This window comes from Actinoplanes regularis (assembly GCF_900188005.1).
Taxonomy (GTDB): domain Bacteria; phylum Actinomycetota; class Actinomycetes; order Mycobacteriales; family Micromonosporaceae; genus Actinoplanes; species Actinoplanes regularis.
The window spans coordinates 110,317-123,363 of record NZ_FZNR01000015.1 but is presented as its reverse complement, the minus strand read 5'-3'; the positions used below and the strand labels follow the sequence as shown (position 1 = coordinate 123,363).

12 protein-coding genes are annotated in these 13,047 nt (G+C 70.0%); 11 read left to right on the top strand and 1 reads right to left on the bottom strand.

What is annotated here, in order from left to right; translation table 11 throughout:
- Positions 1 to 41: 41 nt before the first annotated feature.
- The 4 genes from aroB (at position 42) to nusB (ending at position 2,586) form a co-directional block, all read left to right on the top strand.
- Positions 42 to 1,103, top strand: coding sequence for a 3-dehydroquinate synthase (gene aroB, locus CHC09_RS31295; RefSeq protein WP_244911618.1), 1,062 nt, complete (start codon positions 42 to 44; stop codon positions 1,101 to 1,103).
- A complete protein-coding gene (aroQ, locus tag CHC09_RS31290; RefSeq protein WP_089296844.1) occupies positions 1,100 to 1,519 on the top strand; it encodes a type II 3-dehydroquinate dehydratase in 420 nt (139 codons plus the stop codon). Before aroB ends, aroQ begins: the two co-directional genes overlap by 4 nt.
- A gap of 75 nt (positions 1,520 to 1,594) precedes the next feature.
- Positions 1,595 to 2,152, top strand: a complete 558-nt coding sequence (efp, locus tag CHC09_RS31285; RefSeq protein ID WP_089296843.1) for an elongation factor P — start codon at positions 1,595 to 1,597, stop codon at positions 2,150 to 2,152.
- Positions 2,152 to 2,586, top strand: coding sequence for a transcription antitermination factor NusB (gene nusB, locus CHC09_RS31280; RefSeq protein ID WP_089296842.1), 435 nt, complete (start codon positions 2,152 to 2,154; stop codon positions 2,584 to 2,586). The genes efp and nusB overlap by 1 nt, the downstream gene beginning before the upstream one ends.
- Before the next feature lie 146 nt (positions 2,587 to 2,732).
- On the opposite strand, the gene bldD is transcribed toward nusB, so the two are convergent.
- Complete coding sequence (bldD, locus tag CHC09_RS31275) at positions 2,733 to 3,221, bottom strand: transcriptional regulator BldD (protein ID WP_014446326.1); 489 nt, start codon at positions 3,219 to 3,221, stop codon at positions 2,733 to 2,735.
- Between the two features lie 290 nt (positions 3,222 to 3,511).
- Between bldD and pyrR the strand changes: the two genes are divergently transcribed.
- Genes pyrR through CHC09_RS31240 form a run of 7 tightly spaced genes read left to right on the top strand, consistent with a single transcriptional unit; the run spans position 3,512 to position 13,042 of the window.
- Positions 3,512 to 4,096, top strand: a complete 585-nt coding sequence (gene pyrR / locus CHC09_RS31270) for a bifunctional pyr operon transcriptional regulator/uracil phosphoribosyltransferase PyrR (RefSeq protein ID WP_373871976.1) — start codon at positions 3,512 to 3,514, stop codon at positions 4,094 to 4,096.
- A complete protein-coding gene (locus tag CHC09_RS31265; RefSeq protein WP_089296840.1) occupies positions 4,093 to 5,013 on the top strand; it encodes an aspartate carbamoyltransferase catalytic subunit in 921 nt (306 codons plus the stop codon). Before pyrR ends, CHC09_RS31265 begins: the two co-directional genes overlap by 4 nt.
- Positions 5,010 to 6,278, top strand: coding sequence for a dihydroorotase (locus CHC09_RS31260; protein ID WP_089296839.1), 1,269 nt, complete (start codon positions 5,010 to 5,012; stop codon positions 6,276 to 6,278). The genes CHC09_RS31265 and CHC09_RS31260 overlap by 4 nt, the downstream gene beginning before the upstream one ends.
- A gap of 23 nt (positions 6,279 to 6,301) precedes the next feature.
- On the top strand, positions 6,302 to 7,426 hold the full coding sequence (carA, locus tag CHC09_RS31255; protein ID WP_089296838.1) for a glutamine-hydrolyzing carbamoyl-phosphate synthase small subunit: 1,125 nt from the start codon (positions 6,302 to 6,304) through the stop codon (positions 7,424 to 7,426).
- Between the two features lie 5 nt (positions 7,427 to 7,431).
- Positions 7,432 to 10,746, top strand: a complete 3,315-nt coding sequence (carB, locus tag CHC09_RS31250; RefSeq protein ID WP_089296837.1) for a carbamoyl-phosphate synthase large subunit — start codon at positions 7,432 to 7,434, stop codon at positions 10,744 to 10,746.
- Positions 10,743 to 11,771, top strand: a complete 1,029-nt coding sequence (locus CHC09_RS31245) for a quinone-dependent dihydroorotate dehydrogenase (RefSeq protein WP_089296836.1) — start codon at positions 10,743 to 10,745, stop codon at positions 11,769 to 11,771. The genes carB and CHC09_RS31245 overlap by 4 nt, the downstream gene beginning before the upstream one ends.
- Positions 11,768 to 13,042 (top strand): adenosylmethionine--8-amino-7-oxononanoate transaminase, encoded by a 1,275-nt coding sequence (locus tag CHC09_RS31240; protein WP_089296835.1) that lies wholly within the window; start codon positions 11,768 to 11,770, stop codon positions 13,040 to 13,042. Before CHC09_RS31245 ends, CHC09_RS31240 begins: the two co-directional genes overlap by 4 nt.
- Positions 13,043 to 13,047: the final 5 nt, after the last annotated feature.

Sequence of the window (13,047 nt, the reverse complement as noted above, 5' to 3'; positions counted from 1 at the left end):
CACGGCGAACCGGAAGCCGGGGCACGGATAGGGTGACGCCCGTGGTGACGCGAATTGCAGTGACGGGTGACCGTCCGTACGACGTGGTCGTGGGCCGTGGGCTGACCAAGGAGCTGCCGCCGTTGCTGGAGGGCGCGGCCCGGGTGGCCGTGCTCCATCCGCCGGCGCTGCGGGCTCGCGCCGAGGCGGTGGCCGAGGCGACGAATCTGAAGACCGTGCCGATCGAGGTGCCCGACGCCGAGCGGGGCAAGTCGATCGAGGTCGCGGCGCGGTGCTGGGACGAGCTCGGGGCCGCGGGCTTCACCCGTACCGACGTGGTCGTCGGGGTCGGCGGGGGCGCGACCACCGACCTCGCCGGATACGTCGCGGCCGCCTGGCTGCGCGGCGTCCGCTGGATCCCCGTCGCCACCTCGGTCGCCGGCATGGTCGACGCGGCCGTGGGCGGCAAGACCGCCGTCAACATCGCGGCGGGCAAGAACCTGGTCGGCGCGTTCCATCCGCCGGCCGGTGTGCTTTGCGACCTGGACGCCCTGGACACGCTGCCGCGGGAGGACATCGCGGCCGGCCTTGCCGAGGTGGTCAAGGGCGGCTTCATCGCCGACCCGCGCATCCTGGAGCTGGTCGAGGAGAACCCCGAGGCGGCCCTGGACCCGCACAGCGACGTGCTGCGTGAGCTGATCGAGCGCAAGATCCAGGTGAAGGCGGACGTGGTCGGTGTGGACCTGAAGGAGTCCGGCCTCCGGGAGATCCTGAACTACGGCCACACGCTGGGCCACGCGATCGAGCGGCGTGAGAAGTACACCTGGAAGCACGGCCACGCGGTCGCGGTCGGCATGATCTTCGCGGCCGAGCTGGGCCGGCTCGCCGGACGGCTGGACGACGCGACCGCCGCGCGGCACAGGGCGATTCTGGAGCTGCTGGGGCTGCCCACGTCGTACCCGGAAGAGGGTTGGAGCGAGCTGCTGGCCGGGATGCGCGTGGACAAGAAGACGCGGGCCGCGACCTTGCGGTTCGTGGTGCTGGACGGCCTGGCGAAGCCGGGCGTCCTGGCCGGGCCGGACGACGGCCTGCTGCGGCGGGCCTACGCGGAGGTGGCGCGATGATCTACGTGCTGAACGGCCCGAACCTGAACCGGCTGGGCACCCGGGAGCCGGAGATCTACGGCAAGACCACGTATCAGGACCTGGTGGACATGTGTGAGAGCGTGGCCGAGGACCTGGGGGTGACCGTCGAGATCCGGCAGACCAACGCCGAGCACGAGATGATCGAGTGGCTGCACCGGGCCGCCGACGAGGGCGCCGACGTGGTGCTGAACGCGGGCGCCTGGACGCACTACAGCTTCGCGATCCGTGACGCGTGTGCCATGTTGCGCGGCACTCTGATCGAGGTGCACATCTCGAATGTCCACCAGCGGGAGGAGTTCCGGCACCATTCGGTGATCACCGGGGTTGCGACCGGGGTGATCGCCGGGCTCGGTATCGACGGGTACCGGCTTGCTTTGGAACACATCTGCCGGTAGGCCCGATTCGCCCTCACCAGGTCATCGCCGGTAAAGTGGTTCGGTCAGCGATTCGCGTCAAGATCAAGGCAGGACATGGCTTCCACCAACGACCTGAAGAACGGCCTGGTTCTCAACCTCGACAAGGAGCTGTGGTCCGTCGTTGAGTTCCAGCACGTCAAGCCCGGTAAGGGTCCGGCCTTCGTGCGGACCACGCTGAAGCACGTGCTGTCCGGCAAGGTCGTCGACAAGACCTTCAACGCGGGCACCAAGGTCGAGACCGCGACCGTGGACAAGCGTGCGATGCAGTACCTCTACCAGGACGGTGAGGACTTCGTCTTCATGGACCTGGACACCTACGAGCAGATCCACGTCTCCGGCGCCACGGTCGGTGACAACGCCAACTACCTGCTGCCCGAGGCCGAGGCCACGGTCGCGCTGCACGAGGGCGTGCCGCTCTACATCGAGCTGCCGACCAGCGTCTTCGTCGAGGTCACCTACACCGAGCCGGGTCTGCAGGGCGACCGCTCGACCGGTGGCACCAAGCCGGCGACGATCGAGACCGGCGCCACGGTTCAGGTTCCGCTCTTCATCACCACCGGTGAGAAGATCAAGGTCGACACCCGCGACGGCCGCTACCTCGGCCGCAGCTGATGGCTGAAGGTCCCAAGAAGGAACGGCTTGCGCGCCGCAAGGCGCGCAAGCGGGCGCTGGATGTCCTCTTCGAGGCCGACCTGCGTGATCTGCCGCCGCCCGAGGTACTGGTCAGCTACCTGGGGCGGATCGCCAAGCCGCACCCCGAGCACCTGGCGTACGCGATCACCCTGATCGAGGGCGTCGCCTCGAACCTGAACCGGATCGACGAGTTGATCGCCAGCTACGCCGAGGGCTGGACGATCGACCGGATGCCGGTGGTCGACCGCAACCTGGCCCGGATCGCCGTCTACGAGCTGATCTACGAGCCGGAGGTGGATGATCCGGTGGCGATCACCGAGGCGGTGGAGCTGGCGAAGGAGATGTCGACCGACGACAGCCCGCGCTTCCTCAACGGTCTGCTGGACCGGATCGCGGCGTTCGCGACGAGGTGACGACAGCCGGATCGCGGTGTTCGCGACGGTGGCAAGAAACGTGAAACGGCCTGGACCGCGTGGTCCGGGCCGTTTTCATATTGAGCAGTTGGAGAAGCCCGCGTCGATCTGGGGGGCCGACGCGGGCTCTTCTTTCTGCGGCAGGCTCAGCTGGCGAAGAACGCCCGCGGGTCGGCCACCAGAACACCCTGCTCAGTCAGTCGCTCGATCAAGCCGGACGGCGAGATGTCGTAGACGATGGCGAGGGCGCGCAGGTCGTCGGCGCGGATCGAGAGGACCCGGCCGTTGTAGTCACCACGCTGCTGCTGGATGGCCCGCGCGTACCGCGCCACGTAGGCGAGGTCCTCACCGGTGGTGTCGTACAGCTTCTCGAGGTCCAGGACGATCTTGTTGGTGGCCTCGAGTCGGATGCCACTGCCATCGGGCAGCAGCTCGGAGACGGGCACCCGGTAGAAGTCGGCCAGTTCGGCCAGACGGGACACGGTTACCGCACGGTCGCCTCGCTCGTACGAGCCGACGACAACGGCCTTCCAGCGGCCGTTGGACTTCTCTTCCACGCCCTGCAGGGACAGGCCCTGCTGCTGACGGATGGAGCGCAGACGAGCGCCCAGCGACTTCGCGTACTCAGACGGCATTCGGACACTCCCAGTACTGTGCTCGGCCCGGAGGGTTCTTCCTCACGGATCGCTACGCTGCGTGACGGTACGGAGTTTGTGAGCGCCGGTCAAGTGCTGGTTACCGATGAGTCGTGCGGGCCGCACCAAAGTTACCGACTGTATCCCTTGTTGTTAGATTTGTCCGTCTTGTTCTTGGGTAGGGCAGGTCACCCTGGTCAACGCCTTGTCCACTGGTAACGTAGCGTCAGCCATAGGGTCGGTAACCGCACGGAAACCGTCCCGACAGACGTCCTTTAACGACCCGTCCAGTGAGGCGGGGAAGGAGGTCCGCCGTGGCACAGCCACGCGCAGACGCGCCAAGCAAGATCATTCTTGCCGGATCCGACCTGTCCCGGGTCGTCGACCGGATCGCCCATCAGATTCTGGAGAAGACCTCCGGAGCCACCGGCACCGTGCTGCTCGGCATCCCCACCCGGGGTGTACCGCTGGCGCACCGCCTGGCCGCCCGGATCCACGCCTTCGAGGGCGTCGAGGTCCCGGTCGGTTCTCTGGACATCACGCTCTACCGCGACGACCTGCGGCTGCAGGCGACCCGCGCGCTCGGCAAGACCGAGCTTCCGGCCGGCGGCATCGAGGGCCTGCGGGTGATCCTCGTCGACGACGTGCTCTTCTCCGGCCGCTCGGTGCGCGCCGCCCTGGACGCGCTGAAGGATCTCGGCCGGCCCAGCTCGGTGCAGCTCGCGGTGCTCGTCGACCGGGGGCACCGGCAGCTGCCGATCCGCGCCGACTACGTGGGCAAGAACATCCCGACCGCGCACAGCGAGAGCGTGAAGGTCGCGCTCACCGAGGTGGACGGCGCCGATGAGGTGCGCCTGATCGGAGGTCTCCAGTGATCAAGCACCTGCGCTCCGCCGCGGACCTGGACGCCGCGACCGCCACCCTGATCCTGGACACCGCCGCCGAGATGGCCGCGCTCTCCGGGCGCGAGGTGAAGAAGCTGCCCGCGCTGCGCGGCCGCACCGTGGTGAACCTCTTCTACGAGGACTCCACACGCACCCGGATCTCCTTCGAGGCGGCCGCCAAGCGGCTCTCCGCCGACGTGATCAACTTTTCCGCCAAGGGCTCCAGCGTCTCCAAGGGTGAGAGCCTCAAGGACACCGCGCTGACCCTGCAGGCGATGGGTGCCGACGCCGTGGTGATCCGGCACTCGGCGAGCGGCGCGCCGCACCGGCTGGCGAACTGGGTCGAGGGCTCGGTGGTGAACGCCGGTGACGGCACCCACGAGCACCCGACGCAGGCGCTGCTGGACGCGTACACGATGCGTTCCCGCCTGGGCCGCCTCGACGGCCTCAAGGTCGCGATCGTGGGCGACGTGCTGCACAGCCGGGTGGCCCGCTCCAACGTGCTGCTGCTGACCACGCTCGGCGCACAAGTCACCGTGGTCGGCCCGCCGACGCTGATCCCGCTGGAAGTCGGTGCCGCGCTGTCGGACAAAACCCAGGTCTCCTACGACCTCGACGCGGTTCTGCCGGAGAGCGATGTGGTGATGATGCTCCGCGTCCAGACCGAGCGGATGCAGGACTCGTACTTCCCGTCCGCGCGCGAGTACAGCCGCCGCTACGGGCTCGACGTGCCGCGGCTCAAGAGGCTGCCGGAGCACGCGATCGTCATGCACCCCGGCCCGATGAACCGCGGGATGGAGATCGCGCCCGAGGTGGCCGACTCACCCCGCTCCACGATCGTCGAACAGGTCGCCAACGGCGTCAGCGTCCGGATGGCCGTCCTCTACCTGCTCCTGGGAGGCAAGTGATGGCGTACCTTCTCAAGGGCGTCTCGGTCCTCGGCGCCGCGCCGACCGACCTGCTCATCAAAGATGGCGTAATTTCCGATAAAACGGACAAGGATGCGGTCGTCATCGACGCCGCGGGGCTGGTAGCCCTGCCGGGCCTCGTGGACGTCCACACCCACCTGCGTGAACCCGGCCGCGAGGACGCCGAGACGGTCGAGACCGGCTCCCGCGCCGCGGCCCTGGGCGGCTACACCGCGGTCTGCGCGATGGCGAACACCTCGCCGGTCGCGGACACGGCCGGCGTGGTCGAGCAGGTCTGGCGGCTGGGCCGGGAGGCGGGCCTGGTCGACGTGCAGCCGATCGGCGCCGTCACCGTCGGCCTGGCCGGCAAGCAGCTGGCGGAGCTGGGCGCGATGGCCGACTCCGCGGCCACGGTCCGGATCTTCTCCGACGACGGCTTCTGCGTCGCCGACCCGAAGCTGATGCGCCGCGCGCTCGAATACGTGAAGGCGTTCGACGGCGTGATCGCCCAGCACGCCGAGGAGCCGCGGCTCACCGAGGGCGCGCAGATGCACGAGGGCGAGGTCAGCACCCGGCTCGGCCTGACCGGCTGGCCGGCGGTCGCCGAGGAGGCGATCATCGCCCGGGACGTGCTGCTCGCCGAGCACGTCGGCAGCCGCCTGCACGTCTGCCACGTCTCGACCGCCGGTTCGGTGGAGGTGCTGCGCCAGGCCAAGGCCCGGGGCGTCCGGGTCACCGCCGAGGTCACCCCGCACCACCTGCTGCTGACCGACGAACTCGCGGCCGGCTACGACCCGGTCTTCAAGGTCAACCCCCCGCTGCGTACGTCCTCCGACGTGATGGCGCTGCGCCAGGCGCTGCGGGACGGGGTGATCGACGTGGTCGCCACCGACCACGCCCCGCACGCCGTGCAGGACAAGGAGTGCGAGTGGTCGTACGCCCGCCCCGGAATGTTGGGTCTGGAGACCGCGCTGCCGATCGTGCTGAGCGTCTTCGGTGAGCAGTGGGACCTGATCGCCGACCGGATGTCGATCGCGCCGGCCCGGATCGCCGGACTGGACGGGCACGGCGGGGACCTGACGAAGGCCGGCACGCCGGCCAACCTGACGCTGGTGGACCCGTCGGCGAGCTGGGTCGTCGACCCGAGCGGGCTGGCGAGCCGCAGCAGGAACACGCCGTACGCGGGTATGACTCTGCCGGGTCGCATCGTCGCGACCTTCCTGCGGGGCGAAGCGACGGTTCTGGACGGGAAGGCAGTTAAGTGACCCCCTCTAACGATTTTCCGGGATTGCGACGGAGTCGCCCTGGAAGCGCAGCGATTCTCGTTCTCGAGGACGGGCGTTCGTTCGCCGGTACGGCGTACGGCGCCGTCGGCGAGACGTTCGGCGAGGCGGTCTTCACCACCGGCATGACCGGGTACCAGGAGACGCTGACCGACCCCTCCTTCCACAAGCAGGTCGTGGTGCAGACCGCGCCGCAGATCGGTAACACCGGCGTCAACGACGAGGACGACGAGTCGGACCGGATCTGGGTCTCCGGCTACGTGGTCCGCGACCCGGCTCGCCGCCCGTCGAACTGGCGCTCCAAGGGCGACCTGGGCGAGCGCCTGGCCGCCGAGGGCGTCGTCGGCATCAGCGGCATCGACACCCGCGCCCTGACCCGCCACCTGCGCTCGCTGGGTGCGATGCGGGTCGGCGTGTCGAGCGTCGACCTCGACCCGCACTCGCTGCTGGAGAAGGTGCGCAGCCAGCCGCAGATGCTCGGCGCGGACCTCTCCGCCGAGGTCACCACCGGCGCGAAGTACACGGTCGCCGCCGAGGGCGAGCACCGCTACACGGTCGCCGCCCTGGACCTGGGCATCAAGCGCAACGTCGCGCGGCGGCTGGCCGCCCGCGGCGTCACCACGCACATCTTCCCGGCCTCCTCCTCGATCGAGGACCTCCTGGCGGTCAGCCCGGACGCGGTGTTCTTCTCGCCCGGCCCGGGCGACCCGGCCACCGCCGACGGTCCGGTCGCGCTGGCCCGCGAGGTCATGCGCCGCGAGGTGCCGCTCTTCGGCATCTGCTTCGGCAGTCAGATCCTCGGCCGCGCGCTCGGGTTCGGCACCTACAAGCTCGGTTACGGCCACCGCGGCATCAACCAGCCGGTGCTCGACAAGACGACCGGCAAGGTCGAGGTGACCAGCCACAACCACGGCTTCGCGGTCGACGCCCCGATCGACAAGGTGATCGACACCGACTTCGGTGGTGTCGAGGTCTCGCACGTCTGCCTCAACGACAACGTGGTCGAGGGCTTGCGTGGCATCGAGGTGCCCGCGTTCACCGTCCAGTACCACCCCGAGGCCGCCGCCGGCCCGCACGACGCCGACTACCTGTTCGACAGGTTCGTCGAGCTCGTCGAGAAGAAGGGCTGACACAGATGCCGAAGCGTGAGGATCTCAAGCACGTCATGGTGATCGGGTCCGGCCCGATCGTCATCGGCCAGGCCTGCGAGTTCGACTACTCCGGCACCCAGGCGTGCCGGGTGCTGCGCGAGGAGGGCATCCGCGTCTCGCTGGTCAACTCCAACCCGGCCACGATCATGACCGACCCGGAGTACGCCGACGCGACCTACGTCGAGCCGATCACGCCGGAGTTCGTCGAGCTGGTCATCGCCAAGGAGCGCCCGGACGCGATCCTGCCCACCCTGGGCGGCCAGACCGCGCTGAACACCGCGATCGCCCTGCACGAGAGCGGCGTGCTGGAGAAGTACGGCGTCGAGCTGATCGGCGCGAACGTCGAGGCCATCCGCAAGGGTGAGGACCGCCAGCTCTTCAAGGAGATCGTCGCCAAGGCCGGTGGCGAGACCCCGCGCTCGCGGGTCTGCCACTCGATGGACGAGGTCCGGGAGACGGTCGCCGAGATCGGCCTGCCGGTCGTCATCCGCCCGTCGTTCACCATGGGCGGCCTCGGCTCCGGTATGGCGCACACCGACGCGGACCTGGAGCGGATCGCCGGCGCCGGCCTGGCCGCCTCCCCGGTGCACGAGGTGCTCATCGAGGAGAGCGTGCTCGGCTGGAAGGAGTACGAGCTCGAGCTGATGCGCGACAAGCACGACAACGTCGTGGTCGTCTGCTCGATCGAGAACGTCGACCCGATGGGCGTGCACACCGGCGACAGCGTCACCGTCGCCCCGGCCATGACGCTCACCGACCGGGAGTACCAGAAGCTGCGTGACCTGGGCATCGCGGTGCTGCGTGAGGTCGGCGTGGACACCGGCGGCTGCAACATCCAGTTCGCGATCAACCCGGACGACGGCCGGATGATCGTGATCGAGATGAACCCGCGGGTCTCCCGCTCCTCGGCGCTCGCGTCGAAGGCCACCGGCTTCCCGATCGCCAAGATCGCCGCGAAGCTGGCCATCGGCTACACCCTGGACGAGATCCCGAACGACATCACCCTGAAGACGCCGGCCGCGTTCGAGCCGGCGCTGGACTACGTGGTCGTCAAGATCCCGCGGTTCGCGTTCGAGAAGTTCCCCGGCGCCGACCCCGAGCTGACCACCACGATGAAGTCGGTCGGCGAGGCGATGAGCCTGGGCCGTAACTTCGCCGAGGCGCTCAACAAGGCCATGCGCTCGATGGAGACCAAGGCCGGCGGCTTCTGGACCACCCCCGATCCCGACGAGACTCTCGAGGAGACGCTGGCCGCCCTCCGGGTGCCGCACGACGGGCGGCTCTACACGGTCGAGCGGGCGCTGCGGCTGGGCGCCACGGTCGAGCAGGTGCACCAGGCCAGCGGCCGGATCGACCCGTGGTTCCTGGACGAGATCAAGGCCCTGGTCGACCTGCGGGCCGAGCTGCTGGCCGCGCCGGTCCTGGACGAGGAGCTGCTGCGCAGGGCGAAGCGCTCCGGGCTCTCCGACAAGCAGCTGGCCGCGCTGCGGCCGGAGCTGGCCGCCGAGGACGGGGTCCGCGTGCTGCGGCACCGGCTGGGCGTACGCCCGGTCTACAAGACCGTGGACACCTGCGCGGCCGAGTTCGAGGCGAACACCCCTTATCACTACTCGACGTACGACGAGGAGACCGAGGTCGCGCCGAGCGACCGGCCCAAGGTGCTGATCCTGGGCTCCGGTCCGAACCGGATCGGGCAGGGCATCGAGTTCGACTACTCCTGTGTGCACGCGGTTCAGGCGCTCCGGGGTGTCGACTACGAGACGGTCATGGTCAACTGCAACCCGGAGACGGTCTCCACCGACTACGACACCGCAGACCGGCTCTACTTCGAGCCGCTCACCTTCGAGGACGTCCTCGAGGTGTTCCACGCCGAGGACTCCTCCGGCAAGGCGGCCGGCGGCCCGGGCGTGGTCGGCGTGATCGTCCAGCTCGGCGGCCAGACCCCGCTCGGCCTGGCGAACCGGCTCAAGGCGGCCGGCGTCCCGATCGTCGGCACCTCGCCGGAGTCGATCGACCTCGCCGAGGACCGCGGCCTGTTCGGCACGCTGCTGAACGAGAACGACCTGCGCTCGCCCGACCACGGCACCGCCACCTCGTTCCAGGAGGCCAAGGCGATCGCCGACACGATCGGCTACCCGGTGCTGGTCCGCCCGTCGTACGTGCTGGGCGGCCGGGGCATGGAGATCGTCTACGACGAGCCCACCCTGAAGGGCTACATCGAGCGGGCCACCGAGATCTCCCCGGACCACCCGGTGCTGGTCGACCGGTTCCTGGACGACGCCGTCGAGATCGACGTGGACGCGCTCTGCGACGCCACCGGCGAGGTCTACCTGGGCGGCGTGATGGAGCACATCGAGGAGGCCGGCATCCACTCCGGCGACTCGGCCTGCTCGCTGCCGCCGATCACGCTCGCCGGCTCGCACCTGGCCGAGGTGCGCCGCTACACCGAGGCGCTGGCCCGGGGGATCGGCGTGCGCGGCCTGATGAACGTCCAGTACGCGCTCAAGGACGAGACCCTCTACGTCCTGGAGGCGAACCCGCGCGCCTCGCGGACCGTGCCGTTCGTCTCCAAGGCGACCGGTGTGCAGCTGGCGAAGGCCGCCGCCCGGATCATGCTCGGCGCCACCATCGCCGAGCTGCGGGCCGAGGGCATGCTGCTGACCGAGCGGGACGGCGGTTCCGTCCCGGCGGGCACCCCGATCGCGATCAAGGAGGCGGTGCTGCCGTTCAAGCGGTTCCGCACCCCGGCCGGGCACAGCGTGGACAACCTGCTCAGCCCGGAGATGAAGTCGACCGGCGAGGTGATGGGTATCGACGCCGGCTTCGGTCAGGCGTTCGCCAAGTCGCAGGCCGCGGCGTACGGGTCGCTGCCGACCGCCGGCAAGGTCTTCGTCTCGGTGGCGAACCGGGACAAGCGGTCGATGATCTTCCCGGTCAAGCGGCTCGCCGACCTCGGCTTCACCATCGTCACCACGGCCGGTACCGGCGAGGTGCTCAGCCGCTACGGCATCGAGTGCGAGGTCGTCCCGAAGCACTACGAGAGCCCGGTGATGAACGCCGTCGAGCTGATCCTGGCCGGCGAGATCGCTCTGATCATCAACACCCCGCAGGGGTCGGGCGCCAGCGCCCGGCAGGACGGCTACGAGATCCGCAGCGCCGCGGTCACCGCCGACATCCCGTGCATCACGACGGTGCCGGGCGCGGCCGCCGCGGTGATGGGCATCGAGGCCCTGATGCGTGGCGACATGCGGGTCCGGCCGTTGCAGGAGCTCCACGAGCTGCTCCGGAGCGAACGGTGAACCTGTTCACCAAAGCCGTCCGGCCGGTGCTGTTCCGGCTGGGCGGCGGCGACGCCGAGGCCGCCCACGAGTGGACCCTGCACCGGCTCGCCTCGATGCCACCCGCCGCCCGCGAGGTGATGCGCCGCCGGTTCGCCTTCTCCGCCCCGGTGGACGCGTTCGGCGTCCGGTTCCCGAACCGGGTCGGCCTGGCCGCCGGGATGGACAAGAACGGTCTGGCGCTGCCCGCCTGGCCGGCCCTCGGGTTCGGCTTCGTCGAGGTGGGTACGGTCACCGCCAAGGCTCAGCCGGGCAACGACAAGCCGCGCCTGTTCCGCCTCCGCGAGAGCGAGGCGATCATCAACCGGATGGGCTTCAACAACGCCGGCGCGGCCGCCCTCGCCGAGCGGCTGCGGGAGCTGGGACCGATCGGGGTGCCGCTCGGCGTCTCGCTGGGCAAGTCCAAGGTCACCCCGCTGGACGAGGCGGTCGAGGACTACCTCGAGTCCTACCGGCTGCTGCACCCGTACGCGGACTACATCGCGATCAACGTCTCCTCACCGAACACGCCCGGTCTGCGGAGTCTCCAGGACCGGGAATTCCTCACGACCCTGCTGAAGGCGCTGAGCGGCCCGGTGCCGGTGCTCGTGAAGATCGCCCCGGACCTGACCGAGCCGGCTATCGCCGAGCTGCTGGAGGTCTGCCTGGAGCAGGGCGCGGCCGGCCTGATCGCGACCAACACCACGCTGGCCCGGGACGGTCTCGCCCCGGCGGACCAGGGACTGGCCACCGAAGCCGGTGGGCTCTCCGGCAGGCCGCTCACCGAGCGGTCCCGGGCGGTGGTCAAGTTCGTGCACGACGAGACCGGTGGAAGGCTGCCCATCGTCGGGGTCGGCGGGATCCTCTGCGCCGACGACGCCGCGCGGATGCTGGACGCCGGCGCCACGCTGGTGCAGCTCTACTCCGGGTTCATCTACAAGGGCCCGGACCTGGTCAAGGCGGTCGCGCAGGGCGCCCGTCCGGCCCGCGCGCACGTGACGCGATGATCCCGGCCGGGCGCGACCTGCTTGCGCTCGACCGGGCGCACGTCTGGCACCCGTACGGCCCGATGCCCGGCAGCGGCGATCCCTATCTGGTGGAGAGCGCTGCCGGGGTCCGGCTGCGGCTGGCCGACGGCCGGGAGCTTGTCGACGGGATGTCGTCCTGGTGGGCCGCCGTGCACGGGTACCGGCATCCGGTGCTGGACGCCGCCCTGGCCGACCAGGCCGGGCGGATGAGCCACGTGATGTTCGGCGGTCTCACCCACGAACCGGCCATCACCCTGGCCACCACGCTGGTCGAGCTGACCCCGCCGGGCCTGGAGCACGTCTTCCTGTGCGACTCGGGGTCGGTGAGCGTCGAAGTCGCGATCAAGATGGCGTTGCAGGCCCAGCGGGCGCTCGGGCACCCGGCGCGGCAGAAGCTGGCGACCTGGCGTGGCGGATATCACGGCGACACTTTTCACCCGATGAGCGTCTGCGACCCGGAGGGCGGGATGCACTCGCTCTGGACCGGCGTGCTGCCCGCGCAGGTCTTCGCCGGTCCGCCGCCGGCCGGGTACGAGCCGGCGTACGCCAGCGCCCTGGCCGACCTGATCGAACGGCACGCGGGTGAACTCGCCGCGGTGATCGTCGAGCCGGTCGTGCAGGGCGCCGGGGGGATGCGCTTTCACGACCCGGGGTACCTGCGTGTGCTCCGTGAGGTGACGGCCGAGCACGGCATCTTCCTGATCTTCGACGAGATCGCCACCGGGTTCGGCCGCACCGGGAGGTTCTTCGCCGCCGAGCACGCCGGGGTGAGCCCGGACATCATGTGCCTGGGCAAGGCGCTGACCGGCGGGTACCTGAGCCTCGCCGCCACGCTCTGCACGCCCGGGGTCGCGGCGGCCATCTCGGCGGGGGAGGGCGGTGGGCTCGCGCACGGACCGACGTTCATGGGCAACCCGCTCGCCTGCGCGGTGGCGAACGCCTCGCTCGGGCTGCTGCGCGAGGGGGAGTGGGCGAGCCGCGTACCGAGGATCGAAGCCGCCCTGCGAAGCGGCCTGGAACCGCTGCGCGGCGCGGCCGGGGTCGCGGACGTGCGCGTCCTGGGCGCCATCGGCGTCGTCCAGTTGGACCACCCGGTGGACGTGCCGCGGGCGGCCGCGGCCGCGGTCGCCGAGGGCGTCTGGCTCCGGCCGTTCCGGGACCTGATCTACACCATGCCGCCGTACGTCACGGACGACGCCGACGTGGCTCGTATTACCGCCGGAATCGCCGCCGCGGTGGCGGCTAGCTGACACGG